Genomic DNA, 26,006 nt, shown 5'->3' on the forward strand with positions numbered 1-26,006 from the left:
ATTTCCCGGCTACTCCTCCAGGTAGGTGTAGCCCTCCAGGCCTGCGCTCAGCTCTGCCAATAGCGCCGACTGCTGGGGTTCGGGCAGGGCGCTGTCGCGGAATTTTGTCTGGTAGGCCTGCAGCAGGCTGACCGGGTCAAAGTTCACGTAGCGCAGCACTTTGGCCACGGTGTCGCCGGTAATCGGCTCACCAACCTGATAGTGTCCTTCGGCGCCGAGGCGCACATCCACCGAGTGGGTGTCTCCGAACAGGTTGTGCATATCGCCCAGAATTTCCTGATAGGCACCGGTCATGAAGAACCCCATCAATAATGGGGCTTGTGGGTCGTGTTCCGGCAGTGGCAGGGTGGTTTCGATGCCCTGGCCGTCCACGTACTGATCGATGCGGCCGTCGGAGTCGCAGGTGATGTCCTGAATCACTGCCCGCCGGGTCAGCGGCCGGTTCAGCCCATTGATGGGCATCACCGGGAAGATCTGGTCGATGCCCCACACGTCGGGTAGAGACTGGAACAGGGAGAAGTTAACGAACAGCTTTTCGGCCAGTTTCTCGTTGAGCTCATCCAGAATTTCCCGGTGTGCTCGATTGGCGGTATTCAGTTCGCTGCGCAGCATCCGGCAACAACGCACGTACAGGGTTTCGGCCTGGGCGCGCTGCTGCAGCGATAGCAGGCCGTGGGCAAACTGAGCCTGGGCATCGGCCATGGCGTGCAGTACGTCGTGGTAGATCTCGGCCAGGGATCGGGGCGATTCCGGGTCTTGCAGACTCTCCAGATCCCGCCACAGATCCAGTAATGGCGAAGGCGCGTCGGCGCCCGGTTCGGTGGGCGCCCGGTTGTCCGGGGCTTCCCGGTCAATCACGTTGGTAACCAGTACCGAATGATGGGCGGTCAACGCCCGGCCGGATTCACTGATCAGGTCCGGGTGGGGAATGCCCAGCCGGTCGCATTCTGCTTGCAGCACATGCACCACGTTATAGGCGTACTCAAACACGCTGTAGTTCATCGAGCAACTGCTGCGGGAACGGGTACCCTCGTAGTCCACACCCAGCCCCCCGCCAATGTCGACCGTGCCTATGGGCGCGCCCAGGCTGTGCAGCTCGCTGTAGAAACGGGCGCACTCCTTCAGGCCGGTCTGGATGTCGCGAATGTTGGCGATCTGCGAGCCCAGATGAAAGTGCAGCAATTGCAGACTGTCCAGGGCCTTGGCCTGGCGCAGGGTGTTCACCACATCCAACACCTGGCTGGCGGACAGGCCAAATTTGGACTTCTCACCGCCGGTGTTCTGCCAGTTGCCTTTGCCGATGGTGGCCAGCCGGGCACGAACGCCAATCAGCGGCTTGACCTCCAGGTTGCGGGCCTCGTCCAGAATCAGCGGCAGTTCTGACTGTTTTTCCACCACGATAAATACCCGGTGCCCCAGTTTCTGGCCAATCAGCGCCAGGCGGATGTATTCCCGGTCTTTGTAGCCGTTGCAGACAATCACCGAGCCCTGTCGACGGGCCAGCGCCAGTACCGCCATCAACTCCGGTTTGCTGCCCGCCTCCAGGCCTACCTGATTGGCCGAGGCGGCGGGCTCGGCTGCGAGGAGTTCTTCCACCACCCGGCGCTGCTGGTTCACCTTGATCGGGTAGACGGCGGTGTAATGGCCTTGATAGCCCTGCTCGGCGGTGACCTTGTTGAAGGCGCCGCACAGTTTGTTCACCCGGTCGTGCAGAATATCGGTGAACCGCAACAGCACCGGCATGGCAACGCCGGATTCCGCTAGTGAGCGGGTCAGGGCTGGCAGGTTGATGCGGGCATCACTGCGGCCCCTGTCGGGGCAGATTTCCACTTCGCCCTCAGGGTTAACGGAAATATAGCCGTCGCTCCAGTGGGCAATGTTGTAGACCCTGTGGGCGGGTGATGGGGTGGTTTCAGCCATTCTTGCTATCCTGTCAGGAACCCGGATGGCCCGAAGGCCGGTGTGATTCTGCATTGTAGGAGCACAGTGCTGCACCTACAATACGGCCTTTTCAGATGCGCGGGCTAGTTGCACACAGTGGGAGACAGATATGACCGCATTGAACGAAGGCTGGTTCACCGAAGTATTCCAGGATCAGGGCACGGCCTTTTCTCTGCAGGTGAAGCGTAAGCTGCACGAAGAACAGACGCCGTTCCAGAAGCTGGAGATCTATGAAACCGAAACCTTCGGCAACCTGATGGTGCTCGATGGCTGTGTGATGCTGACCACCCGTGACAACTTTCTGTACCACGAGATGATGACGCATCCGGCGCTGTTCACCCACAAGAACCCGAAGAAAGTGGTGATTGTTGGTGGTGGCGATTGCGGTACCCTGAGAGAAGTGCTGAAGCACCCGGATGTGGAAGAAGCCTGGCAGGTGGAGATCGACGAACGGGTTACCCGGATGTCAGAGAAGTATTTTCCGGAGTTGTGTGAGGCCAACGGCGACCCCCGCGCCAACTTCTTTTTCGGCGACGGCATCCAGTGGATGCGGGACATTGAGCCTGCCAGCGTGGATGTGATTATCATCGACAGCACCGACCCGGTGGGGCCTGCGGAAGGTCTGTTTGCGCTGGATTTTTACCGGGATGCCATGGCGGCACTGCGGGACGGCGGCATCATTGTTCAGCAAAGCGAGTCGCCGCTACTGCATACCGACAGCATCATCCGCGACATTCATCAGGACATGGCCAAAGCCGGGCTGTCTCACGTTCGTACCCTGCCGTTTCCGCAACCGGTGTACCCGACCGGCTGGTGGAGTTGCACCATGGGCAGCAAGGATAACCCACTGAAGTACTTCCGTGAGGACGACGCCAACAACCGGCCGTTTGTTACCCGCTATTACAACGCCGGGGTTCACCACGGTGCCCTGGCCATGCCCCAGTTCATGATTGATGCGCTGGAAGATGAAGTGCGGCCAGAGGAAGCCTGATCCTGAATGCAAGACAGGGCGCCGGAGCGCCCTGTCTTGTGTTGCCGTAAGAGCAAGCCGGTTCAGGGCTTGCTGGTGACAAACTCCGGATAGGCTTCCATGCCGCACTCGGAGATATCCACCCCCTCATACTCCTCTTCCTCGGTGACCCGGATACCCATGGTCAGCTTGAGGATGCTCCACACCAGCAGGCTGGCGGCAAACACCCAGACGAAGATGGTCAGAGCGCCAATCAGCTGGCCGCCCAGGCTGGCGTCGCCGTTGGTGACCGGTACCAGCAGTAAGCCGAGCAAGCCACAGACACCGTGGGCGGAGATGGCGCCGACCGGGTCATCAATGCGCAGTTTGTCCAAGGTGATGATGCTGAACACCACCAGGGTGCCGCCGAGCGCACCCCAGAGGGTGGCGATCAGAGCGCTTGGGGTGGAGGGCTCTGCGGTGATCACCACCAGCCCGGCAATGGCTCCGTTCAGCAGCATGGTCAGGTCGGCCTTGCCAAACATCAGGCGGGCGGTAATCAGCGCGGCGATGGCGCCACCGGCGGCGGCTGCGTTGGTGTTCAGAAACACCATGGCAACGGCGTTGGCACTGGCGATGTCACCAAGTTTCAGAACCGAACCGCCGTTGAAGCCGAACCAGCCCATCCACAGGATAAAGGTGCCCAACGCGGCCAGCGGTAGATTGGCGCCCGGAATGGCCCGGATCTCGCCGTTGGGGCCATACTTGCCCTTGCGCGGGCCCAGCAACAGAACCCCGGCCAGCGCCGCAGCTGCACCGGCCATGTGCACGATGCCGGAACCGGCAAAGTCGCTGAAGCCCAGGTCGCCCAGGTTGAACAGCCCGAACACATCGGCACCGCCCCAGGTCCAGGCGCCTTCCATCGGGTAGATAAAGCCGGTCATGAACACCGCGAACAGCAGGAAGGCCCAGAGCTTCATGCGCTCGGCCACCGCGCCGGAGACGATCGACATGGCAGTGGCAACAAACACCACCTGGAAGAAAAAGTCGGAAGCGCCGGAGTAGATGGCGTCGCCGGTAAAGCCGCCGTCACGGCTGCCGAAGTTGCCCAGTACACCGTCCACATCGACCAGGGCGATGTCGCCCAGAAACAGGTTGCCGCCGTACATGATGGCGTAGCCGCACACCAGATACATGGTGCAGGCCACCGCAAACAGGGCGACGTTCTTGGTGAGGATTTCAGTGGTGTTCTTGCCGCGCACCAGCCCGGATTCGAGCATGGCAAAGCCTGCCGCCATCCACATGACTAATGCACCGCAGACCAGAAAATAAAAGGTATCTATAGCGTATTGCAGCTGAAAGAGATTGCTTTCCATGGGAAGCCCTCCGCACAAGGCTCTTCAGGTTAGGGGTATTTGCGTTGGCTGTCGGGAAATCCGGGGCGGCTCAGACCGCTTCTTCGCCGGTCTCGCCAGTCCGAATCCGGATAGCCTGCTGCAGTTCGGTCACGAAGATCTTGCCGTCACCGATCTTGCCTGTGTTGGCGGCTTTGGTGATGGACTCGATCACCTGATCCAGCAGAGCATCGCCAATGGCGATTTCCACTTTTACCTTGGGCAGAAAGTCCACCACGTATTCTGCGCCACGGTAGAGTTCCGTGTGGCCTTTCTGGCGCCCGAAGCCTTTGACTTCGGTAACCGTTACGCCTTGTACACCAATCTCGGATAGTGCCTCACGGACATCATCCAATTTGAAAGGCTTGATGATCGCTGTCACGAGTTTCATTGAGTTCTCCTTGGTAAAGCCTTCCCAACCGTGACGGCCGGTGGCCGCGTGTTGAGTTCAGGATGCTGCGCTCTCGCACATCAATTGTGCGGATTGCGTACAAGAGCTTTAGCATCGGTTGTGCCAACGCAAATAAAAGCTTTTAAAACAATGCTTTGCCTGTAATGCCTCCGAAACAGGAAACCCGGTTTGCACCTTGTTGGTGCGCCAGGCAGAGCCATGAATCAAAACAGAGCAGCCGGTAGCCGCTCGCCGACAGTATACTGCGGACCGGGTACAGTATGGCAGTGCCAGCGTTGTGTTACACTCCCGCGCAACCCTTTACGGCTATGGCAAAAGGTCGGATGCCGACAACTTATTCCCTTTGCGAGGTGATCTATGAAAGGACCACAGGAACTTTTCTCTCAGCTGCAGGGGCAGTTTGGCCAGTTTGTTCCGGATATGGCCAAAGCCGCCCGCGACGACTTCGAGGCACAGGCCCGGGCAACGGTTACCTCGATTCTGGCGCGGCTGGATCTGGTTACCCGCGAAGAATTCGATGCCCAGCAGGCGGTGCTGCTGAAAACCCGTGAGAAAGTAGAAGCTCTTGAGTTGTGCGTTGCCGAACTGGAGCAGCGCCAGCAGGGCTGAGCTCCGCACCACCATATACAGGGCTCCGGCAACAGGATGTCAGGCCGGAGCTTTCACTGAATCAGCCATGGAAGGTTGTCATGCTTGCCATTGTTCATTCCCGCGCCAGTATCGGCGTGTCTGCGCCCGCCGTTGCGGTTGAAGTGCATCTGTCTGGCGGCTTGCCCGCTTTATCGATTGTTGGCTTGCCGGAAACCGGTGTCCGCGAAAGCAAGGATCGGGTGCGCAGCGCACTGCTTAATGCCGGTTTCGAATTTCCCGCCCGCAGAATCACCATCAACCTGGCACCGGCCGACTTGCCGAAAGAGGGTGGGCGGTTCGACTTGCCCATTGCGCTGGGTATTCTGGCCGCCTCTGGCCAGATTCCCGCGGAGAATCTGGACAACCTGGAGTTTCTGGGGGAGTTGTCGCTGGACGGTGCGCTTCGCCCCTTGAAGGGGGTGCTGCCAGCCGTGCTGGCGGCCCGGGAGGCTGGCCACAGCCTGTTGATCCCCCAGGACAACGCCGCCGAAGCGGCGCTGGCAAGCCGGGAGGATGTGTTTGCCGCGAGTCATCTGCTGACGGTCTGTGAGCATCTTTCCGGTCGGGCCCGACTGGTGCCGGTGCCGCGAGCCAGTGAATCGGATGAATCCGCCATGAATGCCGTGGCCGACCTGGCCGATGTGCGGGGGCAGCCGGTGCCCCGTCGCGCCCTGGAAGTCGCGGCCGCAGGTGGTCACAACCTGCTGTTTTTCGGCCCGCCGGGGACGGGTAAAAGTATGCTGGCCAGCCGATTGCCCGGTATTCTACCGCCACTTGATGATACCGCTGCCATGGAAGTGGCCAGCGTGCATTCGGTGGCCGGACAGCCCCTGAAAGCCGGTGGCTGGCGGAATCCGCCGTTCCGGGCACCGCACCATACTGCCTCGGCGGTGGCGCTGGTGGGCGGTGGCAGCAGCCCCCGGCCCGGTGAAATCTCGCTGGCCCATCGCGGCGTGTTGTTTCTGGACGAACTGCCCGAGTTCGAGCGCCGGGTGCTGGAAGTTCTGCGCGAGCCCATGGAAACCGGGGCCATTGCCATCAGCCGGGCGGCCCGCCAGGTTACCTTTCCCGCCCGGTTTCAGGTGATCGCGGCCATGAATCCCTGCCCTTGCGGCTACAGTGGCCATCCCACCATTGAATGCCAATGCTCACCACAGCAGGTGATGCGTTACCGATCAAAAATTTCCGGCCCATTGCTGGATCGGTTTGATCTTCATGTGGAGGTGCCGGTACCACCCGGCGAGCTGCTGCTGGGCCATGGCAACGCTGGCGAATCCAGTGCCGAGGTGCGCGCCCGGGTGCTGGCGGCAAGGGCGAGGCAGCAGGCCCGGGGGGCACTTAATGCGGAGTTGTCCGGCGCGGCCCTGGACACCGCCTGCGCCTTGTCGGATGACAGTGAGCGCTTGTTGGGGCGGGCCATGGAGCGGCTCGGATTATCCGCCCGGGCCATGCACCGGGTGCTAAGGCTGGCGCGCACACTGGCAGATCTTGACGGGGCAGACAGCCTGGCATCGTCACACGTGATGGAGGCCCTGGGTTACCGGCAGTTGGACCGGCAGCAGGGTTCATCGTCAGTAGTCTCCGCCTGACGCCAAGGACTCTGGTAAACTGTCCGGCACTTATTGGCCGCAATGTTTGAGGACAGAGAATGACTGACCAGAACGAGACACAGAATACGAACCCGGTAACCACACGCCGCGGTATTCGCAGCTTTGTGTTGCGCCAGGGTCGTATGACAGAGGGCCAGAAAAAGGCGTATGAGCGTAGCTGGCCAAAGTTCGGCCTGAGCCGCGATGACGGCATGATTGACCCCCGGGAAGTGTTTGGCCGTGACAGCATGCTCAACCTCGAGATTGGTTTTGGTATGGGCAAATCCCTGGCGGAGATGGCGGAAGCGGCTCCGGAGCAGGATTTCATCGGCGTGGAAGTACACCTGCCGGGGGTGGGCGCCTTGCTCAAGGAAGTGGAAGACCGGGGGCTTGAGAACGTTCGGGTGTACAGTATCGACGCCAACGATGTGATTGACCTGTGTTTGCCGGATGCCTGTCTGGATCGGGTGATGGTGTTCTTTCCGGACCCCTGGCACAAGAAGAAGCATCACAAACGGCGCCTGATCCAGGCTGAGTTTGTTCAGCGTATCCGCCACAAGCTCCGGGTCGGTGGCATTCTTCACCTGGCTACGGATTGGGAAAACTACGCCGAGCACATGCTGGAGGTGATGGTGGAGTCTGAAGGCTTTGCCAATACCCAGGAACAGGGTGGCTATTCACCGCGCCCGGACGACCGCCCCTTCACCAAGTTTGAAAAACGGGGTGAGAACCTGGGGCACGGGGTATGGGATATGCTGTTCTACCGCACCAACTGAGTTTCGGCTCAGGTTGATGGGGTGAGGGGCCGCCTTCGGGAGGCCCTGATAATGACCAGCCCGGCAACGCCCAGAACCAGCCCGGTCAGCTTGATCAGCGCCAGAATGGTGGCGGTCAGGCTCAGGCTGTCGGAGGGCTCGGTAAAATTGCTCAGCAGGGCAATGTTCTCGCCGATATCTGCCATGGCCGCAATCACGAATAGAGTACGTACCCAGCGGGCGATCATACGCTCACGGATGCCCGGCCTGTCCCGGGTGAAGTGGCGGGTCAACTGCAGGAGCGTGGCCAGGTAAGCGACTATAAACACGAAGTCGAGCCAGAGCGAGACCCGGGCGAGCGCCAGCTTGTCACCCCGCCAACTGCTCAGTATCTGCTGGGCATGCTCCGCAGTGCCCGCCAGTTGCAGGCTGATTATGCCTTGTGGGGCTGCCACGGTGTGCAGCGGCTGATTCATGGCAAACAACGCCAGCAGCAGAACCAGGGTAACCCCCACGGATACTTTCATGGGGCGCTTCATCGGGCGCAGGGGAATAAGCGGCGGGCGCTGAGCGGAGACCATCAGAGAAAATGCTCCAACAGGCTGTTCAGGTATCTTTGCCCCTGTTCCGTTGCCTGAATGCGACCAGGGACAATCAATTGTTGTTGTCTCAACGCCTTCAGTTGTACCTTAACCGACGACAGGGGTAAACCTGTCCGGACTGAATACAGGTGTTCTTCTGTGCCGTGTTTCAGCCGCAGCGCATTCATCATGAACTCCAGTGGCCGGTCTTCCGGCGCAATGTCTTCACTGCCAGCCGTTCGGGAGCCGATGCGTTTCAGGTAGGCGTCGGGTTGCCTGGTTTTCCAGTACCGGGTGATTCGGCCATCCACCAGGCTGGCCTTGCCGTGGCCGCCGGCACCCAGTGCGAGGTAGTCGCCAAACGCCCAGTAATTCAGATTGTGGCGGCTTTCCCGCCCCGGAAGGCTCCAGGCCGAGACTTCGTAATCGTCAAAACCAGCCTCCCGGAGCCTCTGACGGCCAGCCTGATAAATCCGCCACAGCCGGTCGTCATCCGGCAAGTCTGGTGGCCGGGAGAAAAATTCGGTGTTGGGTTCGATGGTCAGCTGATACCAGGACAGGTGGCTGGGATTATGGTGGAGTGCCGCGTCCAGATCGGCCACCGCCTGCTCCGGCGTCTGGCCTGGCAGGCCGTGCATCAGGTCAACGTTGAAATTGTCGAATCCGGCCCGGCGGGCAGCGTCGAGCGCCTGGTGCGCTGATTCTGCGTTGTGGATTCGGCCCAGCGTGTGAAGCTGGTTCGGATCAAAACTCTGAACCCCGATGGATAACCGGTTGATGCCCGCTTCCCGAAAGGCCTCAAAGCGACCGGCCTCAAGGGTGCCCGGGTTGGCCTCCAGGGTGATTTCGGCGTCGGGCAGAAAGTCGAGGCGTTTTCGGAGTTCGGCGAACAGGTTCTGGTAAAACCCGCCACTCATCAACGACGGCGTGCCACCGCCAATGAACACGGTTTCTATCGGGCGACCACGGACCAGCACCAGATCCTGCACCAGATCCTCGATTAACGCCTGTTGATAGGCGGCTTCCGGTATCTCACCCCGGATGGCGTGGGAATTGAAATCGCAGTACGGGCACTTGCGTACGCACCAGGGTACGTGGATGTAAAGGCTCAGGGGCGGAAGCACCGCCACCGGAATTGTGGCGGCCACAGCCTCAGTGCTCCGGCCGGAGTTGGCTCATCAGGCTTGCCAATGCCCGGCCACGGTGGCTGATGGCCCCTTTCTGCTCCCGGGTTAGCTCGGCGGCGCTGCAGTTATGTTCCGGCACCAGAAACACCGGGTCGTAGCCAAAGCCGCCGTCGCCCCTGGGTTGGGTGAGAATGTGCCCGGGCCAGATGCCGTGGCACACCAGAGGAGTCGGATCATCGGCGTGGCGCAGGTAGACCAGCACACAGTGGAACTGTGCGCCGCGCTCGGCCTCGGGAACGTCTTTAAGGGCAGCCAGCAAGGCTTGAACGTTGTCACTGTCAGACGCCTGATCTCCGGCAAAACGGGCCGAACGAACGCCGGGCGCTCCGTTCAGTGCGTCCACCGCAATGCCGCTGTCATCGGCCAGGGCTGGCAGGCCGGTTTCCCGGGCCGCATGGCGGGCCTTGAGAATAGCGTTCTCAACGAAGGTGACGGCGGGTTCCTCGGCTTCAGGCACGCCGAGTTCACCCTGGGCCACCGGGGCCAGACCAAGAGGCCCGAGAAGGTCGGTGAATTCGGCAATCTTGCCGCGGTTGTTGCTGGCAATAACGAGTTTCTGATTCATAGCCTTAATCGTTGAACAGAGAGTGAGCAAAACGCACGGCCAGGTCTTCACCGTGGCCACTGGGCCGCGCCTTGATGTTGAAGGTCATCAGTTCGCCGGACTGGTACTGGTACTGAGCGATAAAGTAGACCGCATCGCCTTCCTGAATCCGGCGGAACGCCAGAAAGTTGATCTGCTGGATGTCGTTGGCTACCTGGCCTTCCACTTGCCCGCTCACTGGCTGGATCTGGCCGTGCTCATCATCGGTCATGATCGAGATGTTGACCACGCCAATGCCTTTACTGCGCTGGAGGTTGTTGGCCTTGGCCACTTCCGGGGTCAGGAAGGTGCTGGGGAAAACGCTCCAGTGCACCCGGTAGTCACCAAAGTCCTTTTCTCCGGCACTGGCTAACGCGGGCAGGGCAAGCGCCACCAGGGCGGCAAGGGTAAGCGCAAAACGCTGTAAATGCTGAGTGATCATGATGTGGTCTCCCGAGTAATGCGATAGATCGCGATTTCACCCATCAGGTTAGGCCAGGCCCGGGCCAGCCAGCTATTCTGGTGCTGGCCGTCCACCACCCGCCGGCTCTTGATGCGAATGCCTTTCTGGCGACACAGAGCCTCAAAATCCTTGAAGGTACAGAGTCTGATATTGGGTGTGTTATACCACTTATACGGCAAAGCGTCGGATTCGGGCATTCTTCCGCTCAGGGTCAGGCCCCAGCGCAGGCGCCAGTGGGCAAAGTTGGGGAAGGTGACAATGCCTTCCCGGCCCACCCGCAGCATTTCATCAATGACCTTGTCGGGGCGGCGCACCGCTTGCAGGGCCTGGGTCATCAGCACGATGTCGAACATGCCGTTATCAAAGTTGTCCAGCCCCTGGGTGTCCAGGTTCTGTTCGATAACGCGAACGCCTTTGCCCATGCAGGTGGTGATGTGATCCGGGTTGATTTCCAGGCCGAACCCGGTGGCATTGCGCTCTTTCTGCAGGAAATCCAGCAGCGTGCCATCACCACACCCCAGATCGAGAACGTGATCTCCAGGCTGCACCCACTGTTGGATGATTTCAAGATCGGCTCTCATGCGCCAGCCTCCCGGGCAACCCTGTCCATGTAGGCGGTAAAAATGTCGGTGTAGCGGGGCGTTGGAATCAGAAAGGCATCGTGGCCCCAGGGCGCGTCAATCTCCGCATAATTCACCCGCTTGCGGGCCGAGATCATGGCGTTGACCATCTCTTCAGATCGGGCGGGCGAGAAGCGCCAGTCGGTGCTGAACGAGAGCACCAGATATTCGCAGGTGGCGGGCGCCAGTGCTTTCGACAGATCGCCGCCGAATTCGTAGGCGGGATCGAAATAATCGAGTGCCCGAGTCATCAGCAGATAGGTATTGGCATCAAAAACTTCCGAAAAACGCTCACCTTGATAGCGCAGGTAGCTTTCCACCTGAAACTCGGCATCAAAGCCGAATTTGTAGGCTTCTTCCCGCAGCTCCCGGCCGAATTTCTCGCCCATGGAGGCGTCTGACAGATAAGTGATGTGGCCAACCATGCGCGCCAGCATCAGCCCCCGGCGTGGCACCAGGTTCTCGTCATAATAACGGCCCTCGTGGAACTCCGGGTCGGAGGTGATGGCTTGGCGGGCCACTTCATTGAATGCAATATTCTGTGCGGTGAGCCGGGGCGTGGAGGCAATCACCACCGCGTGGCGCAGGCGATCCGGGAAATCCAGGCTCCATTGAAGCGCCTGCATCCCGCCCAGGGAACCACCCACCACGGCGGCCCACTGCTCAATGCCAAGGTGGTCTGCCAGGCGGGCCTGACTGGCTACCCAGTCGGCCACGGTGACGACGGGAAAGTCCGGCCCATAGGGCTTGCCGGTGTCCGGGTTGAGGCTGTTGGGGCCGGTGCTGCCATGGCACCCACCCAGATTGTTCAGGCTGACCACGTAAAAGCGGTTGGTGTCGATGGGCTTGCCGGGGCCGATACAGCTGTCCCACCAGCCGGGCTTGCGGTCGTCCAGGCTATGAAAACCGGCGGCGTGATGGTGGCCGCTGAGTGCGTGGCAGATCAATACAGCGTTGCTGGCGTCGGCGTTCAGGGTGCCGTAGGTTTCCACCACCAGTTCGTAATGGGCCAGTGTCTGGCCGCAGGCCAGCTCAAGGGGGGCGTCGAAGCGAATGGTTTTCGGGCTTACGAGGCCCACGGAATCCGAGGGCAGGGCGTCAGGCATGGATCTGTTCAGTTCCTGGTTCGGTCAACAGGGAGTCGGGCCACAGGCCGGGGTTGGCGCCGGAACTGGCGCCAACACTGCAGTGTAAAGGCGGGCTGGGGTTGCTGCAACCAGCGGCGCTGTCAAACAGCGCCGGAGATGTTGACCACTTTCTGTTGCAACATGGTGGGCGCTGGCTTTCGGATCTGGCGCATCATGGCGTCGGCCAGTTCCAGCTGCCTGCGCAGGTCGGCGGTGGCGTGGTCCAGCCGCTGCCGTTCTGTGCGGCTGTCCCTATCGGTGCGCACCATATCCCGCAGGCGGCGGATCTGGTGTTCCAGCAGCTGTTTTTGCTCCATGGAGAACTGCATGATGGGCAGCAGGGCTTCATTGGGCCAGCGCTCAACATCGTTACGAACCCGGCCATGCAGGGTGCGGGCTTCGCCGACCATGACATTGAAAAAGCGCCGAACCAGTGTTGACTGTTCCGCCAGCAGGTTTTTCGGGCTAACCCGGAAACGTCTGGCTTTTTTGCGCAGCTCTCGAACGGCAATCACGTGGCGCCCGGCGCGTAACGGAATGGGTTCCAGGTGTCTGGCCCTGGTGTCTTCGTTGTACCGCCGGTAGATGGCGCCCACCATTTTTTCTGCCAACCTGCCTTCCGCGAGCAGATTGCTCAGGTCACTTTCGAGCCGGTCAAAGAACAGATCCATAGCGCGGTTCATGCCTGCGGTTGTCCAGCTTTTCGACATCATCTGATGGATTTCGCTGGCATGAGACTCGAAACGCTCTTCGTTGACCAGCTTGGCCAGCATGTCTCCCTGAGAAGCCATCAGTCGCCGCGAAGAGCGCAGGGTGATCAGTTTTTTGTAGTAGAAGTCGTAATCCCGCTGGGCGCGCTCGGCCAGGCGTGACAGCGCTGCCTTGTCGAGGGTGCTTCCGGAGCAGGCGAGACGCTCTTCTTCCAGGTCTTCCAACCGGTGTTGCATGGCTGCCTGGCTGTTCTGCAGCATGCCCAGCAAATCGTTGATCAGGCTTTGCGTGATCAGTTGTTCCTTGTGCACCAGAATGCGCTGGACAATCAGTTGCTCCAGTTGCTCGATATTGGAGCGATCGAATAGCTGGTCATCTTTGCGAACCCGGGCAAGCAACCCCTGCTTGGCAGAAAGCGGAACCACATCATGCTTGCGAATGCCCAGGTGTTCCGCGGTGTAAGAGCGGATGCGACTGATTGATTCCTGGGTGTGAGCTTCACCCTGCAGGTCGTCCCAGAGTACGTCTATCTTGTTGAGTACGGCAAACCGGCCAGCCCGGTGATCGGCATATTCGGTGTCGATATATTCCCGCCAGATGGTCATATCGCTGGCGGTGACACCGGTATCGGCACTCAGTACAAAGATAACAGCGTGAGCCCGGGGCAGCATGCTGATGGTCAGCTCGGGTTCCGAGCCGAGGGCGTTCAGCCCGGGCGTGTCGAGTATCCGCAGGCCCCGTTCAAACAACGGGTGGCGAATACTGATCTGGGCATTGCGCCAGGCGGGTATCAGGACGTTGCCGGGGTTGCTGCGATCCTGCTCCAGCATGTCTTCATCAAAGCCGAGTGCGCGGGCTTCGTCCGGTGATACACTTTTGATCCGGGCCACTTCCGCAAGCACATTGCGCATGACCTCCGGATTCTCGTCATCCAGTTCGTACCTCACCCACTGCTGCGGCAGTTTGCGCAGCTGCTGCAGGGAAAGTTCGCCGGTGCGGGTTTCGATCGGCAGCAGCATCACGTAGTTCTGGTTGGTGCTGCGGTCGTAGAAAAGTTCAGTGGGGCACATCGTGGTTCGCCCCGCCTGGGATGGCAGCATCCGCTGGCCGTAATCCGAGAAGAACAGCGCGTTGATCAGTTCGGTTTTGCCCCGGGAGTATTCGCCAACGAACGCGATGGTCAGTTCGTCTTCAACCAGCAACTCCAGGCCACGACGAATGCGCGTGCTGACGTCGTCTGAAAACAGGTTGTTGTCCTGCAGCCAGAGGCGGTAGCGGCCAATCTGGCGGATCAGCTCTTTCTTCCAGTTATGGTACGCCTCAACCTGTTGCGACAGAGTTCCCTGAGGGTTCATCGGATTATCCTTCTGCGGGACTATTAAATGCTCTTAATGATAACCCTTTCGGGCATCGTTTGAGGGTGAGCGAGTCGGCATTTTCGGTATTTTGGTGGGGTTTTCAAGAAAAATGTATGGTCACTCAAAGGCTTGAGTGACCAGTATAATTTTGTTACATGCTGAATCAGAATGTAACAAGATGTGCATCTGGCGTGCGTCTTACATGCCCAGGCCGATAGCGCCGAGGCCTGCTGCCACTTTCATGTGGTCGATGACCACGGTAATGACGTTCAGAATCAGAAACACAATGATCGGAGAGATATCCAGGCCGCCCATGGAAGGCATAACGTTACGTACCGGGCGCATTACCGGTTCGGTAATCTGGGCAACCAGCTGTATGGCCGGATGGCCGCTCTGCGGTGCGATCCAGCTGACCACCACGACGGCGATAACCGACCAGAAATAGATTTTTACGATCAGACTCAATACGTTCAGTACGGCCCAGACCAGCAGGGTGAGGGGGTTGATTGCCGGTATACCGCCATTGAGTGCGACCAGGATGAGAAAAAACGTCAGCGCCTGAATAAGTACGGCCAGAGTCAGTGAGGCGCCATCAATGCCACCCCAGCCCGGTATGAAGCGGCGCAGTGGACGCAGGGGCGGGTTGGTGGCTTTCACAACAAACTGGGAAATTGGATTGTAGAAATCCGCCCGCGCCAGCTGTAACAAAAACCGCAACAGCACGATGGTCATGTAGAAGGTCGATGCGATCAGCAGGATGGTAATAACAATGTCTGCCAGCATGAAGCTGAATCTCCGTTAGCGGTTACTGTTTGTCGGCCAGTTCTTTTGACATTTCGCCCGAGCGATCATAGGCCGCGGCATAGGCCTTTTTCACCAAGTCGCGCAGACCGCCGTCCTCGAAGGTATGGATGGCCCTTTCCGTCGTGCCCCCGGGCGACATTACATTGCGCTTGAGCTGGCCTGGATCGTCATCGCTTCTGGCCGCCATTTCGGCGGCACCTGCCATGGTCTGTATGGCCAGGGCCCGGGCAGTCTCAGGCTCGATGCCTGCCTCGGTGGCGGCTGCTTCAAGTGCTTCCAGCATCAGGAAAAAGTAAGCTGGGCCGCTGCCGGACAGTGCCGTGACGCTGTGCAGAAGGTTTTCATCCTCTACCCAGAGTGCGCTGCCGATACTCTGGAACATCGCCTGAACCGCCTCCCGGTGGGCTTGCGATACCTGATTGTTAGCGAAGAGCCCGGCGGCGCCTTTTCCGACCAGTGAGGGTGTGTTGGGCATTACCCGCACCAGCGGCAGCCCGCCACCCAGCCAGCTATCCAGGGTGTCTGCGGTCAGGCCGGCTGCGATGGATACCATCAGCGGGCGGGTGTTCTGCACAACCGGAGCAATGTTTCTACACACCTCGGCCATCACCTGGGGTTTTACCGCCAGCACCACAATGTCGGCCTGTTCGGCGCAATGACGGTTGTCGGTGGTGACGCTCACGCCGAAACGTTTGCGAACTGACTGAAGGTGGCTGTCATCCGGTGCGCTTACCCAGATATCGCTGGCCTGATAACCGTTGTCCAGCATGCCGCCAATTATGCCGCTGGCCATATTGCCGGCGCCGATGAATGAGATGGTGGGTGATCTGCTCAAGGTTCACTCCAGATGATCTGCGTTTGAATTCGTAGGGCGGATAATAACAGGAACCTCGCGCCTCAGCTTTCGCTGTGTTTCGGCGCTCTGGCCCCAAACAGTGCCGAGCCGACCCGAACCCAGGTCGCGCCTTCGGCAATGGCCGGTTCGAGATCCCCCGACATGCCCATCGACAATGTATCCAGAGGCCCGGCTGCAGGGAGCGCCTGGCGCAGCGAGGCCAGTGCTTTTGCCAGTTTGCGGAAGCTCAGCCGGAGGTCGGCTTCTGGCTGATCCGGATCCGGTATGGCCATCAGGCCCCGCAACCGCAAGTTTGGCAGGCCTTCAATGGCGGCGGCCAGTTGCTCGAGGTCCTCAACGGCGCAGCCGGATTTGCTGTCTTCGTTGTTGATGTTCACCTGGAGGCAGATATCCAGAGGGCGCATGCCAGTGGGCCGTTGCTCGTTCAGGCGGCTTGCAATCTTGAGCCGGTCGACGCTGTGTACCCAGTCAAAAGCCTCTGCAATCTGCCGGGTTTTGTTGGACTGGATGGGGCCGATAAAATGCCACTCGATACCCTCAGCGCCCTCCAGCGCCGCCATCTTGTCGAGCGCCTCCTGAAGATAGTTCTCGCCGAAGGCTGTTTGGCCAGCTTCAATGGCCGTTTTCAGATCGCTGGCCGGCCGGGTCTTGCTAACCGCCAGCAGGCGCACACTGCCTGGCTCCCGGCCTGCGTTCAATGTTGCTTTTTGTATGCGTCGGGTTACGCTCCCGATGTTGTCTGCTATGCTGCTCATGATGTGAGTTTGCCGCTTCTGGACTAAAAGAAAAAGCCCTCCGAGGAATCCTATGGATATTACTGAACTGCTTGCCTTTTCGGCGAAACAGGGTGCGTCGGATTTGCACCTGTCTGCCGGTTTGCCCCCGATGATTCGTGTAGACGGCGACGTGCGCAGGATTAATCTGCCCCCGATGGAGCACAAAGAAGTGCACGGGTTGATCTACGACATCATGAACGACAAGCAGCGTAAGGATTACGAAGAATTCCTCGAAACCGACTTCTCGTTCGAAGTGCCCGGTGTTGCCCGTTTCCGGGTTAACGCCTTTAACCAAAACCGGGGTGCCGGTGCGGTTTTCCGGACCATTCCCTCGAAAGTGCTTACCATGGAAGATCTGGGCATGGGCCAGGTTTTCAAGGACATTGCCTCGGTTCCCCGTGGTCTGGTGCTGGTAACAGGGCCTACCGGTTCCGGTAAGTCCACGACTCTGGCGGCGATGATGGACTACATCAACGACACTCGATACGAGCATATTCTGACCATCGAAGACCCGATCGAATTTGTCCACGAGTCCAAGAAGTGTCTGGTAAACCAGCGGGAAGTACACCGGGATACACTGGGCTTTAACGAAGCCCTGCGTTCGGCCCTGCGGGAAGACCCCGACATCATTCTGGTGGGCGAGCTCCGGGATCTTGAAACCATCCGTCTGGCGCTGACCGCTGCGGAAACCGGGCACCTTGTGTTCGGCACCCTGCACACCACCTCGGCCGCCAAGACCATTGACCGGGTGGTCGACGTGTTCCCGGCGGAGGAAAAATCCATGGTTCGCTCCATGCTTTCGGAATCCCTGCAGGCGGTTATTTCCCAGACACTGATGAAAAAGATGGGTGGTGGCCGGATTGCGGCCCACGAGATCATGATCGGCACCGCCGCCATCCGGAACCTGATCCGTGAAGATAAGATCGCCCAGATGTACTCGGCGATTCAGACCGGCGGTTCGCTGGGTATGCAAACGCTGGATCAGTGCCTGGAGCGTTTGTTACAGAAGGGGCTGATTTCCCGGGAAGCGGCGCGTATGAAGGCGAAGATGCCGGATAACTTCTGAGTAATCTGTGCTGGCGTAAGCTGCACAGAATTCTCGGGGATCAAATCCTCGACTAGTCTATGAAAGGCTCGGGCGTTACTCCCTGGCCTTGCAGTCAGGTGCGGGGCGCTGGGCGTTTGTCCTGCCCGGGACACGCTGTAAATGCGTCCCTGTACGCTTGACTGCAGCATCCATGCTGCAGACAGTCCCGGGCAGGACAAACGCCCAGCGCCATCGAACGTTTTGCAGCGTTTGCTTAAGCAGAGAAAAAATAGGTAGAACCATGGAATTCGAAAAACTGTTGCGGCTGATGGTCGAAAAGGGTGGCTCAGATCTGTTTATCACCGCAGGTGTGCCGCCGAGCATGAAAGTAAACGGGAAAGTGCTGCCGGTTACCAAAAATGCCCTGACGCCGGAGCAGACCCGGGAGCTTGTCTATGGAGCAATGAACGACCGGCAACGCGCCGAATTTGACGAGACCCACGAGTGTAACTTTGCCATCAGTGCCCGCGGTATCGGCCGGTTCCGGGTGTCGGCATTTTTCCAGCGTAACCTGTGTGGCATGGTTTTGCGCAGGATTGAGGTGAAGATTCCGCAGATCGACGATCTGGCGCTGCCGGATATCATCAAAGACCTGGCAATGACCAAGCGTGGCCTGATCATGTTTGTCGGCGCCACCGGTACCGGTAAGTCCACCTCGCTGGCGGCCATGCTCGGGCACCGGAACCGGAACAGCCGGGGTCATATCATTTCTATTGAAGACCCGATCGAATTCGTGCACCAGCATCAGGGCTGTATTGTTACCCAGCGCGAAGTGGGTATCGATACCGAGAGTTTTGAAGTCGCTCTGAAAAACACCCTGCGGCAAGCGCCGGACGTTATTCTGATTGGTGAGGTGCGTACCCGCCAGACCATGGAATACTCCGTGCAGTTTGCGGAAACCGGCCACTTGTGTCTGGCCACCCTGCATGCCAACAACGCCAACCAGGCGCTGGATCGGATTATTCAGTTCTTCCCACCCGAGCAGCATAACCAGATCTGGATGGATCTCTCGCTGAACCTTCGCGCCATTGTTGCCCAACAGCTGGTGCCCACGCCGGACGGAAAAGGGCGCAAAGCCGTTATCGAGGTTCTGATCAATACACCGCTGGTGGCGGATCTGATCCGGAAGGGCGAGGTGCACAAGCTCAAGGAATTGATGGCCAAGTCCAACGAGTCCGGCATGCAGACTTTCGACCAGGCTCTTTACATGCTGTATTCCGAGGGGTCAATTACCTACGAAGATGCGCTGGCTCACGCCGACTCTGCCAACGACTTGCGCCTGATGATCAAGCTGGGAACTGACGCCCAGGGCGCAGATAAGCTGTCCTCGTCGGTCGACAAGCTCACCATCCAGGACGACTGATGTTGCCCGTGCCTCACCCCGCTGTTGCGGGGCGGGGTATTATACTAAAGTCGCAATCTGTTAGTTTTGCGAATCAATAGTTTTGGCATTTGAGGCCTTTGCTATGTGCTGCGTATACTCCGCGCTATTCTAAAAAGGAGATACCATGCACAAGAATTCCAATGCACTCGTAAAAGCTATCCGACTTGCGTCTCTGGCCGTTATTGCTGTTCCGACAACGGTTTTTGCCGGCGGTTTTTCCCTGAATGAGCAAAGCGCCAGCCAGATGGGCGTGGCGAATGCGGGGGCTGCCGCAAACCCGGAAAATGCCACCACCGTTCTGTTTAACCCGGCGGGTATGAGCCAGTTGTCTGGTACCAATATTTCTTTCGGTGCGGCCGTGCTGGATATTGATGCCGAAGCCAAGCGTGCCGAAGCTCGCCGGAACATGCCTGGTGTTAACATTCCTGTTGAAGGCAACACCGGCGGCGATATTGCCGATCTCGCGGTACTCCCGAATTTCTATCTGACCCATGAAGTCAATGATGCCATTGATGTCGGTTTCGGCATTCATGCGCCCTACGGCCTGGCAGCCGATTACGACGACAACTTTGTCGGCCGCTACTTTGCTGACAAAACCGAGCTCAAGGCGATTGCCTTCACACCGTCCATTTCCGTGAACAACGGCAAAGGGCTGTCTATGGGGGTCGGGCTTAACATCATGTATGCGGAAGGGCGCCTGACCAAATATCAGGATATTGCCGGGCGAGTGTATCCTGCCGCCTTCCAGCAGGCGTTGCAGGGTGGTGCTACCCAGGCACAGGCCGATGCACTGGCCAAACAAGCCGTTGCCGGTATGCAGGATCCCTACGCAGACATTGAAGGCGATGATATCGGAGTGACTTTCCGTGTCGGCTTTCTGTATGAGCTGAGCGAGCGCACTCAATTTGCGCTGAGTGCCCAGACGGGAACTGAACTGGAGCTCAAGGGTGATGCCGAAATCAGTAACTTCCCGGTTCCGTCTCAGCCCGGCATGACCACCACCCTGAATGAGCGTGTTGAAGTGCCCCTGGCTATTCCGGAAGCGGCAACCCTTGGTGTGCGCCATCAACTGACCGACGACGTTACCCTTCTGGCCGGTGCCACCTATGCGCGCTGGAGCCGTTTCCAGGAGCTGGATATCTACAGTCGCGAAAACGGTCAGGGTGCGATTTCCGGCATGGTGGGCGACCCGATCACCCACATTACGGAAAAGTGGAAGAATACCTGGCAGGTGAACGTGGGTGGCATCTGGCAGGCGACGCCTGCGTGGGCGTTCAAGGCCGGTTACGCCTGGGATGAGTCGCCGGTCGACAACTACCTGACCGCGCGGATTCCGTCCAGCAACCGCCACTGGCTGACATTGGGTACCCAGTGGAAAGATGCCCGCAGTGGATGGTCTGTGGATGTGGCGGTTGGCACCCTTCTGTTTACCGATGACCCGAAGTTCACCGAGCGCAACTACCAGCATGCCAATCCTGGCCAGGTTGCACCGATCGCGCCGAATGTGGAAGACCCGAGCTACTACTCTGCAGAGTACGATCTCAGTGCCTGGAGTGCGGCGTTCGAGATCAGCAAGGCGTTCTGATGTCGGCCTGAAGCTAAAGCGGGGCCTTTTCAGCCCCGCTCACTTTTGTTCAAACAGCCCCTGCCAGAGATGTCAGGGGCTGTCTGGTTTTCAGTGCGCCTGATCCCAGTTGTCGCCGATACCGGCCTCAACCAGCAGCGGGACATCCAGGCTTGCCGCGGCCGACATGCGCCGGACGAGCCCTTCCTTTATCTTCTCCACTGCGTCTTCACGCACCTCGATAATCAGTTCATCGTGTACTTGCATGGTCATGCAGGCATCGTCGGCATGTTCGCTGCGCAGCCAGTGATCCACCTCGATCATGGCCCGCTTGATGATGTCTGCGGCTGTACCCTGCATGGGGGCGTTGATCGCGGTGCGTTCGGCGGCCTGCTGCAGCTGTTTGTTGCGCGCGTTGATCTCCGGCAGGTAGAGCCGGCGGCCATAAAGAGTTTCTACATAGCCGTCTTCATGGGCCTGTTTGCGGATGTTGTCCATGTAGTTCAGAACACCTGGATAACGCTCAAAGTAGCGGTCGATGTATTCCTGGGCGGTTTTGCGATCCACGTCCAGCTGTCGGGCCAGGCCGAAGGCAGACATGCCGTAGATCAGGCCGAAGTTGATCGCCTTGGCGCTGCGCCGCTGGTCGGTGCTCACTTCTTCCAGGGATACCCCGAACACTTCAGCAGCTGTGGCTTTGTGAATGTCTTCGCCGCGCTCGAAAGCGGTCAGCAGGCCTTTGTCACCCGACAGGTGGGCCATGATCCTCAGCTCGATCTGGGAATAGTCTGCGGCCAGCAGCTTGTACCCCTCCGGCGCAATAAACGCCTGGCGGATGCGTCGTCCTTCTTCGGTACGGATCGGGATATTCTGTAAATTAGGCTCTGAAGACGACAGCCTTCCGGTAGCGGTTACTGCCTGGTGGTAAGACGTATGCACCCGGCCGGTACGATGGTGGATCAGTTCCGGGAGGGTATCGGTATAGGTGGATTTGAGTTTGCTCAGGCTTCGGTGCTGCACAATCAGATGTGGTAGCTCGTGTTCGTGAGCCAGCTCCTGAAGTACCGGTTCTGCCGTGGAAGGTGCGCCCTTGGGGGTTTTTTTGATCACCCGCAGGCCGAGTTTGTCGTACAGAATCGCCTGAAGCTGTTTGGTGGAGCCCAGATTGAAGGGCTCTCCGGCAACCTCATGGGCTTCTTTCTCAAGCTCTGCCATGCGTTCTGCCAGCTCCTGGCTGTGCTGGCGCAGGGTGCTGGCACTGATCAGGGTGCCCCGCTGTTCCATTCTCGACAGCACCGGCACCAGGGGCAGGTCGATGTCCCGGTAGATGGCCTCAAGTTTGCCGGTTTCTTTCAGTCTGGGGCTGAGAGCCTGGTGCAGGCGCAGGGTAATGTCGGCGTCTTCGGCCGCGTAGGGGCCGGCTTTCTCCAGATCGATCTGGTTGAAGGTCAGTTGCTTTGCCCCTTTACCGGCGATGGACTCGTAGCTGATGGTTTGCTCATCCAGGTAGAGCCTGGCGAGGCTGTCCATATCATGTCGGGTGGCCACGGAGTTGAGTACGTAGGATTCCACCATGGTGTCCTCGGCAATACCCTCGAGGTGAATGCCATGGTTGGCCAGTACGTTTTTATCGTATTTGAGGTTCTGGCCGATTTTCTTCTGTTCCGGGTTTTCCAGCAAGGGTTTCAGCTGGTTCAGTACCTCGCCCCTGTCGAGTTGCTCCGGCGCCCCCATGTAATCGTGCCCCAGCGGCACATAGGCGGCTTTACCCGGCTCAATGGAAAAGGACACACCGACAATTTCAGCATCCATGTAGCGCAGGCTGGTGGTTTCGGTGTCAAAAGCAAAGCATTCTGCTGATTCCAGGGCTTTAAGCCACTGGTCGAGCTCCTGTTGACCGGTAATTACCTCGTAGTGCTTTTCCAGTGCAGCGGCTGGCTCAGATGGTTCACTGGAGGTGGGTTCGGTTTCAACGGCTTCCAGCTCGTTAATCCAGCCGCGGAACTCGTACTCTTTGAACAGCGCCAGCAGGGCCTGATCATCCTGGGTTCGTTCTTGCAGATCCTCCAGACCAAACGCCAGTTCCACATCCGTTCGAATGGTTGCCAGGTCGCGGCTCAGGGGCAGAGTCTCGAGAGCTTCCCGCAGATATTCGCCGATCTTGCCCTTGATCTCGTCGGCGTGGGCCATGATGTTGTCAAGATTCTGGTAGCTTTCCAGCCACTTTACTGCGGTTTTCGGGCCGCACTTGTTCACACCGGGAATGTTATCCACCTTGTCGCCGACCAGTGCCAGGTAGTCGATAATCTGTTCTGGGGTAACGCCGAACTTTTCAATCACGCCATCCCGATCCATGGCGGTTTCTGTCATGGTATTGATCAGCGTGACATGATCGCTGACCAGCTGGGCCATGTCCTTGTCGCCGGTGGAGACAACCACATCAATGCCTTTGCTGGTGGCTTCATGGGCGAGTGTGCCGATCACATCGTCGGCTTCCACGTCGGGCACAATCAGAAGTGGCAGGCCCATCGCTTCGACAATCCGATGAATCGGTTCGATCTGAATCGCCAGGTCTTCGGGCATCGGTGGGCGGTTGGCCTTGTATTCTTCGTACATTTCATGGCGGAAGGTTTTGCCTTTGGCATCAAACACCACCACCGTTTTCGAGCCCGGGTAGTCCTGCTCCAGGCGCCGAAGCATGCTGATCACACCTTTGATGGCACCGGTAGGATGGTTCTTGCTGGTGGTCAGGGGTGGCAATGCGTGATATGCGCGGAACAGGTAGGACGATCCGTCTACCAGAACCACAGGCGGGTTGGATTTTTCAGTCATGTCAAAGCAGGTCCGGATTCTGATTGAAGCGTGGGTTGGCTTGTGCAACTCTGTAGTCAAATGGCCGTCAAGGGGCGGCCAGTCGTTCATGGAAAGGGTATCACGAAAATGAAGCGAATCGCGTGTTCGGCCCTGCTTCTGGGCTGTTTCGGTGCATCGGCATTGGCACAGGATTCCGGCGCTCTGGATCAGACCCCGGTAGAGACGCCAAAAGAACCGGTGGTTATTTCAGACTATCAGCCACCGGAGGCCGGGCCGGAAATCGTTATCCGTCCGGGCAAGAACGAAGTGTTTTACGAGTATCGGGTAAACGGGCAGCTGGTGGAGATAAAAGTAGTGCCGGAGGTTGGGCCCGAATATTACCTGGTTCCTGCCGACGGGGGTGGCTGGCAGCAGGATACTGAGTCTGGCCTGATGGTGCCGAGCTGGGTGCTGTTTCGCTGGTAGCGCGAAAAGTTCGCTGTTGCTCCGCGGTTTAGTATGAACATTCTAATTTTTGGCCGTAATCTCATAATCGAACGTTACAAGGTGCTTGTGTTTTAACCGCAGGCCACATGATTCGAAAATCAGGAGACACGCCATGGGCAAGCTGAAAACTTATCAGGAACAACTGCAGGAAATCGTAGAAAAAGGCATCAACAGTGCCGAAGCGCAGCAGAAAAAGCTGGCTTCCAAGCCTTTCGACTATGCGGAAAAGCTGGAAGCTGAAGCCCGTGAGTACAGCGTGAAAGGCCTGCGCAAGCGCTACAATGGCTACTCTGAAAACCTGTTCGAGCAACTGCGGACATTGAACACCCGCTTTGGCAGCTTCGCCTCTGACCTGGTGGCCAAGCTGGAGAAGGAAGCCGCTGAAAGCGCTGACGTTGTTACCGAAGCCGCAGAAGAGGTGGCTGAAGCCGCGCAAGACGCTAAAAAGTCTGTGACCGAGAAGAAGCCTGCAGCGCGCAAGCCTGCTGCCCGCAAGAGCAGCGCGAAAAAAGCGACAGCATCGGCCTGAGGCAGGCGAGTACCGTTTAAGCACAAAGGGCGTCCAACCGGGCGCCCTTTGTGCTTTACGGAGTTTGTTCGGCGAGGATGTTAGCCGTCGTCGGGATCCAGTGGCAGGGTGCGAGACTCGCCAGTGATGATTTCCAGTCGTTCAACCTCGTTAACGAATGTCTTTTTCATTTCCCCAATGCTCTGGCGCTGTGCGGAAATTTCGCGCTCAATGTCCCGTATCTGGGCTTCGAGGCGCTGGATTTTCTCGAGCATGGTATCCGGAATGGCCCGGCCAGCCCGCTCCATATTCGCCGCACGGCTTTGCTCTTCGTCCAGCTGGCTGGAGATGACCGAAATATTGCCCCGCTTCAACTGAATAATGCCTTCGAGTTCGCGCATTTTCCGGTGCATCGCTCGAACGGCCTGATCCGGATGACTGAAGCGCTTGAGTAGCTGCCGGTCTTCTTCCTGCTGCCGCTCGCGCTGCCTCTGGCGCTCTTTCTTGGCTTCCCGGGCGGCAATTTCTTCGGCGGTGGGGGCTGCGGGAATGGTATCGATAACCCGGCCGGAGTTATTCAGGATCTGGTATCCGCGCCGGGTGGCTTCCTGCGGAATTGTGCTGCTGATCACCAGTTGTCCGTTTGCGTCTGTGTAACGGTACATGGTGGCCTGGGCGCCTGCGCTATAGAGCAGGGCCATCGCCGCCATACCGGCAACCATAGACGAAACAGCCAGACGGCGCTGCATGGATCAGACTCCGTATTGATCCCGGTAACGGGCCACATTCTCCGCGTGGCCTGAAAACTCCGGATTTGTTTTCAGGTAATCCAGTACCTGTTCCAGGCGAATGATGCTGACAACCGGGATGCCGAAGTCCCGCTCCACTTCCTGAATGGCTGAGAGTTCGCCATTGCCTTTTTCCTGGCGATCCAGTGCGATCAGTACTCCGGCAGGCTCTGCACCTGCGGCCCGGATAATGTCCATGGACTCGCGAATGGCGGTGCCAGCGGTAATGACGTCGTCAACAATCAGTATCTTACCTTTTAGCGGTGCGCCAACAATATTGCCACCTTCACCGTGATCTTTCTTCTCTTTACGGTTAAAGGCAAAAGGTTTGTTGTTACCGCCTGTAGCCAGCGCCATGGCGGTAACGGTGGCCAACGGAATGCCCTTATAGGCAGGTCCGAAAATGATGTCATAATCTAGCCCGCTGCGCTCGATCGCGGCGGCGTAGGCCTTGCTCAGTTCAAGCAGGTCGTTTCCGGTATTGAACAGCCCTGCATTGAAAAAGTAGGGGCTGGTGCGCCCGGATTTGAGTGTGAATTCTCCGAATCGAAGAACATTCCGCTGGATGGCAAATTCAATAAATTTTTTCTGATAGTCGTGCATGGCAAGGCTTCTGGCGGGGTTTGATCTTTAATTAAG

25 protein-coding genes are annotated in these 26,006 nt (G+C 58.6%); 9 read left to right on the top strand and 16 right to left on the bottom strand.

Annotated features, from left to right (window positions below; all coding sequences use genetic code 11):
* Positions 1–9 precede the first annotated feature (9 nt).
* A complete protein-coding gene (gene speA, locus C7H09_RS03645) occupies positions 10–1,920 on the bottom strand; it encodes a biosynthetic arginine decarboxylase (protein ID WP_106761270.1) in 1,911 nt (636 codons plus the stop codon).
* A 130-nt stretch (positions 1,921–2,050) separates the two neighbouring features.
* Between speA and speE the strand changes: the two genes are divergently transcribed.
* A complete protein-coding gene (speE, locus tag C7H09_RS03650) occupies positions 2,051–2,932 on the top strand; it encodes a polyamine aminopropyltransferase (RefSeq protein ID WP_106761271.1) in 882 nt (293 codons plus the stop codon).
* Between the two features lie 62 nt (positions 2,933–2,994).
* On the opposite strand, the gene C7H09_RS03655 is transcribed toward speE, so the two are convergent.
* Both C7H09_RS03655 and glnK read right to left on the bottom strand, forming a co-directional pair.
* Positions 2,995–4,266, bottom strand: coding sequence for an ammonium transporter (locus tag C7H09_RS03655; protein WP_106761272.1), 1,272 nt, complete (start codon positions 4,264–4,266; stop codon positions 2,995–2,997).
* A gap of 70 nt (positions 4,267–4,336) precedes the next feature.
* Positions 4,337–4,675 (bottom strand): P-II family nitrogen regulator, encoded by a 339-nt coding sequence (glnK, locus tag C7H09_RS03660; protein WP_106761273.1) that lies wholly within the window; start codon positions 4,673–4,675, stop codon positions 4,337–4,339.
* 378 nt (positions 4,676–5,053) lie between these two features.
* Between glnK and C7H09_RS03665 the strand changes: the two genes are divergently transcribed.
* The 3 genes from C7H09_RS03665 to trmB all read left to right on the top strand — a co-directional run bounded on the left by C7H09_RS03665 (position 5,054) and on the right by trmB (position 7,691).
* The gene (locus C7H09_RS03665) at positions 5,054–5,305 is read left to right on the top strand and encodes an accessory factor UbiK family protein (RefSeq protein WP_106761274.1); all 252 of its coding nucleotides are present in this window, start codon (positions 5,054–5,056) and stop codon (positions 5,303–5,305) included.
* 80 nt (positions 5,306–5,385) lie between these two features.
* Positions 5,386–6,915, top strand: coding sequence for a YifB family Mg chelatase-like AAA ATPase (locus C7H09_RS03670; RefSeq protein WP_106761275.1), 1,530 nt, complete (start codon positions 5,386–5,388; stop codon positions 6,913–6,915).
* Between the two features lie 59 nt (positions 6,916–6,974).
* A complete protein-coding gene (gene trmB / locus C7H09_RS03675) occupies positions 6,975–7,691 on the top strand; it encodes a tRNA (guanosine(46)-N7)-methyltransferase TrmB (RefSeq protein WP_106761276.1) in 717 nt (238 codons plus the stop codon).
* 8 nt (positions 7,692–7,699) lie between these two features.
* Here trmB and C7H09_RS03680 read toward each other — a convergent pair whose 3' ends face one another.
* The 10 genes from C7H09_RS03680 to C7H09_RS03725 form a co-directional block, all read right to left on the bottom strand.
* A complete protein-coding gene (locus C7H09_RS03680; RefSeq protein WP_106761277.1) occupies positions 7,700–8,251 on the bottom strand; it encodes a hypothetical protein in 552 nt (183 codons plus the stop codon).
* The gene (hemW, locus tag C7H09_RS03685; RefSeq protein WP_106761278.1) at positions 8,251–9,399 is read right to left on the bottom strand and encodes a radical SAM family heme chaperone HemW; all 1,149 of its coding nucleotides are present in this window, start codon (positions 9,397–9,399) and stop codon (positions 8,251–8,253) included. The genes C7H09_RS03680 and hemW overlap by 1 nt, the downstream gene beginning before the upstream one ends.
* Before the next feature lie 4 nt (positions 9,400–9,403).
* Entirely contained in the window at positions 9,404–10,003 is a 600-nt protein-coding gene (gene rdgB, locus C7H09_RS03690) for an RdgB/HAM1 family non-canonical purine NTP pyrophosphatase (protein WP_106761279.1), read from the bottom strand.
* A gap of 4 nt (positions 10,004–10,007) precedes the next feature.
* Entirely contained in the window at positions 10,008–10,463 is a 456-nt protein-coding gene (locus C7H09_RS03695) for a DUF4426 domain-containing protein (RefSeq protein WP_106761280.1), read from the bottom strand.
* The gene (gene metW, locus C7H09_RS03700) at positions 10,460–11,065 is read right to left on the bottom strand and encodes a methionine biosynthesis protein MetW (RefSeq protein ID WP_106761281.1); all 606 of its coding nucleotides are present in this window, start codon (positions 11,063–11,065) and stop codon (positions 10,460–10,462) included. Before metW ends, C7H09_RS03695 begins: the two co-directional genes overlap by 4 nt.
* Complete coding sequence (gene metX / locus C7H09_RS03705) at positions 11,062–12,210, bottom strand: homoserine O-succinyltransferase MetX (RefSeq protein ID WP_106761282.1); 1,149 nt, start codon at positions 12,208–12,210, stop codon at positions 11,062–11,064. The genes metW and metX overlap by 4 nt, the downstream gene beginning before the upstream one ends.
* A 122-nt stretch (positions 12,211–12,332) precedes the next feature.
* Positions 12,333–14,297, bottom strand: coding sequence for a dynamin family protein (locus C7H09_RS03710; RefSeq protein WP_106761283.1), 1,965 nt, complete (start codon positions 14,295–14,297; stop codon positions 12,333–12,335).
* 201 nt (positions 14,298–14,498) lie between these two features.
* The gene (locus C7H09_RS03715; protein ID WP_106761284.1) at positions 14,499–15,083 is read right to left on the bottom strand and encodes a YggT family protein; all 585 of its coding nucleotides are present in this window, start codon (positions 15,081–15,083) and stop codon (positions 14,499–14,501) included.
* Between the two features lie 22 nt (positions 15,084–15,105).
* Positions 15,106–15,939, bottom strand: a complete 834-nt coding sequence (gene proC, locus C7H09_RS03720; protein ID WP_106761285.1) for a pyrroline-5-carboxylate reductase — start codon at positions 15,937–15,939, stop codon at positions 15,106–15,108.
* A gap of 62 nt (positions 15,940–16,001) precedes the next feature.
* A complete protein-coding gene (locus C7H09_RS03725) occupies positions 16,002–16,715 on the bottom strand; it encodes a YggS family pyridoxal phosphate-dependent enzyme (RefSeq protein WP_106761286.1) in 714 nt (237 codons plus the stop codon).
* A 52-nt stretch (positions 16,716–16,767) separates the two neighbouring features.
* Here C7H09_RS03725 and C7H09_RS03730 point away from each other — a divergent pair, with 52 nt between their 5' ends.
* From C7H09_RS03730 to C7H09_RS03740, 3 genes are all read left to right on the top strand, one after another.
* Positions 16,768–17,802: a type IV pilus twitching motility protein PilT gene (locus tag C7H09_RS03730; protein ID WP_106761287.1), complete on the top strand. Its 1,035-nt coding sequence runs from the start codon at positions 16,768–16,770 to the stop codon at positions 17,800–17,802.
* Between the two features lie 262 nt (positions 17,803–18,064).
* Positions 18,065–19,186, top strand: a complete 1,122-nt coding sequence (locus C7H09_RS03735; RefSeq protein ID WP_106761288.1) for a PilT/PilU family type 4a pilus ATPase — start codon at positions 18,065–18,067, stop codon at positions 19,184–19,186.
* A 145-nt stretch (positions 19,187–19,331) separates the two neighbouring features.
* Positions 19,332–20,792 (top strand): OmpP1/FadL family transporter, encoded by a 1,461-nt coding sequence (locus C7H09_RS03740; protein ID WP_106761289.1) that lies wholly within the window; start codon positions 19,332–19,334, stop codon positions 20,790–20,792.
* A gap of 90 nt (positions 20,793–20,882) precedes the next feature.
* Here C7H09_RS03740 and polA read toward each other — a convergent pair whose 3' ends face one another.
* The gene (gene polA, locus C7H09_RS03745) at positions 20,883–23,603 is read right to left on the bottom strand and encodes a DNA polymerase I (protein ID WP_106761290.1); all 2,721 of its coding nucleotides are present in this window, start codon (positions 23,601–23,603) and stop codon (positions 20,883–20,885) included.
* 108 nt (positions 23,604–23,711) lie between these two features.
* Here polA and C7H09_RS03750 point away from each other — a divergent pair, with 108 nt between their 5' ends.
* Together C7H09_RS03750 and C7H09_RS03755 are read left to right on the top strand one after the other, a co-directional pair.
* Positions 23,712–24,050 carry a DUF2782 domain-containing protein gene (locus C7H09_RS03750; RefSeq protein WP_106761291.1) on the top strand — a complete coding sequence of 113 codons (339 nt, stop codon included), beginning with the start codon at positions 23,712–23,714 and terminating at the stop codon, positions 24,048–24,050.
* Positions 24,051–24,183: 133 nt separating this feature from the next.
* Positions 24,184–24,600 (top strand): hypothetical protein, encoded by a 417-nt coding sequence (locus C7H09_RS03755; protein WP_106761292.1) that lies wholly within the window; start codon positions 24,184–24,186, stop codon positions 24,598–24,600.
* Between the two features lie 80 nt (positions 24,601–24,680).
* On the opposite strand, the gene C7H09_RS03760 is transcribed toward C7H09_RS03755, so the two are convergent.
* Together C7H09_RS03760 and pyrE are read right to left on the bottom strand one after the other, a co-directional pair.
* Entirely contained in the window at positions 24,681–25,328 is a 648-nt protein-coding gene (locus C7H09_RS03760; RefSeq protein WP_106761293.1) for a DUF4124 domain-containing protein, read from the bottom strand.
* 3 nt (positions 25,329–25,331) lie between these two features.
* On the bottom strand, positions 25,332–25,970 hold the full coding sequence (gene pyrE, locus C7H09_RS03765) for an orotate phosphoribosyltransferase (protein WP_106761294.1): 639 nt from the start codon (positions 25,968–25,970) through the stop codon (positions 25,332–25,334).
* Between the last annotated feature and the right edge of the window lie 36 nt (positions 25,971–26,006).

Origin of the sequence: Marinobacter fuscus (genome assembly GCF_003007675.1) — a bacterium.
Classification (GTDB): domain Bacteria; phylum Pseudomonadota; class Gammaproteobacteria; order Pseudomonadales; family Oleiphilaceae; genus Marinobacter; species Marinobacter fuscus.

What these genes read in the sequence shown, in the direction of transcription:
- speA (WP_106761270.1), bottom strand. Translation starts at nt 1,920, where the DNA reads ATGGCTGAAACCACCCCATCACCCGCCCACAGGGTCTACAACATTGCC.
- speE (WP_106761271.1), top strand. Translation starts at nt 2,051, where the DNA reads ATGACCGCATTGAACGAAGGCTGGTTCACCGAAGTATTCCAGGATCAG.
- C7H09_RS03655 (WP_106761272.1), bottom strand. Translation starts at nt 4,266, where the DNA reads ATGGAAAGCAATCTCTTTCAGCTGCAATACGCTATAGATACCTTTTAT.
- glnK (WP_106761273.1), bottom strand. Translation starts at nt 4,675, where the DNA reads ATGAAACTCGTGACAGCGATCATCAAGCCTTTCAAATTGGATGATGTC.
- C7H09_RS03665 (WP_106761274.1), top strand. Translation starts at nt 5,054, where the DNA reads ATGAAAGGACCACAGGAACTTTTCTCTCAGCTGCAGGGGCAGTTTGGC.
- C7H09_RS03670 (WP_106761275.1), top strand. Translation starts at nt 5,386, where the DNA reads ATGCTTGCCATTGTTCATTCCCGCGCCAGTATCGGCGTGTCTGCGCCC.
- trmB (WP_106761276.1), top strand. Translation starts at nt 6,975, where the DNA reads ATGACTGACCAGAACGAGACACAGAATACGAACCCGGTAACCACACGC.
- C7H09_RS03680 (WP_106761277.1), bottom strand. Translation starts at nt 8,251, where the DNA reads ATGGTCTCCGCTCAGCGCCCGCCGCTTATTCCCCTGCGCCCGATGAAG.
- rdgB (WP_106761279.1), bottom strand. Translation starts at nt 10,003, where the DNA reads ATGAATCAGAAACTCGTTATTGCCAGCAACAACCGCGGCAAGATTGCC.
- C7H09_RS03695 (WP_106761280.1), bottom strand. Translation starts at nt 10,463, where the DNA reads ATGATCACTCAGCATTTACAGCGTTTTGCGCTTACCCTTGCCGCCCTG.
- metW (WP_106761281.1), bottom strand. Translation starts at nt 11,065, where the DNA reads ATGAGAGCCGATCTTGAAATCATCCAACAGTGGGTGCAGCCTGGAGAT.
- metX (WP_106761282.1), bottom strand. Translation starts at nt 12,210, where the DNA reads ATGCCTGACGCCCTGCCCTCGGATTCCGTGGGCCTCGTAAGCCCGAAA.
- C7H09_RS03710 (WP_106761283.1), bottom strand. Translation starts at nt 14,297, where the DNA reads ATGAACCCTCAGGGAACTCTGTCGCAACAGGTTGAGGCGTACCATAAC.
- C7H09_RS03715 (WP_106761284.1), bottom strand. Translation starts at nt 15,083, where the DNA reads ATGCTGGCAGACATTGTTATTACCATCCTGCTGATCGCATCGACCTTC.
- C7H09_RS03725 (WP_106761286.1), bottom strand. Translation starts at nt 16,715, where the DNA reads ATGAGCAGCATAGCAGACAACATCGGGAGCGTAACCCGACGCATACAA.
- C7H09_RS03730 (WP_106761287.1), top strand. Translation starts at nt 16,768, where the DNA reads ATGGATATTACTGAACTGCTTGCCTTTTCGGCGAAACAGGGTGCGTCG.
- C7H09_RS03735 (WP_106761288.1), top strand. Translation starts at nt 18,065, where the DNA reads ATGGAATTCGAAAAACTGTTGCGGCTGATGGTCGAAAAGGGTGGCTCA.
- C7H09_RS03740 (WP_106761289.1), top strand. Translation starts at nt 19,332, where the DNA reads ATGCACAAGAATTCCAATGCACTCGTAAAAGCTATCCGACTTGCGTCT.
- polA (WP_106761290.1), bottom strand. Translation starts at nt 23,603, where the DNA reads ATGACTGAAAAATCCAACCCGCCTGTGGTTCTGGTAGACGGATCGTCC.
- C7H09_RS03750 (WP_106761291.1), top strand. Translation starts at nt 23,712, where the DNA reads ATGAAGCGAATCGCGTGTTCGGCCCTGCTTCTGGGCTGTTTCGGTGCA.
- C7H09_RS03755 (WP_106761292.1), top strand. Translation starts at nt 24,184, where the DNA reads ATGGGCAAGCTGAAAACTTATCAGGAACAACTGCAGGAAATCGTAGAA.
- C7H09_RS03760 (WP_106761293.1), bottom strand. Translation starts at nt 25,328, where the DNA reads ATGCAGCGCCGTCTGGCTGTTTCGTCTATGGTTGCCGGTATGGCGGCG.
- pyrE (WP_106761294.1), bottom strand. Translation starts at nt 25,970, where the DNA reads ATGCACGACTATCAGAAAAAATTTATTGAATTTGCCATCCAGCGGAAT.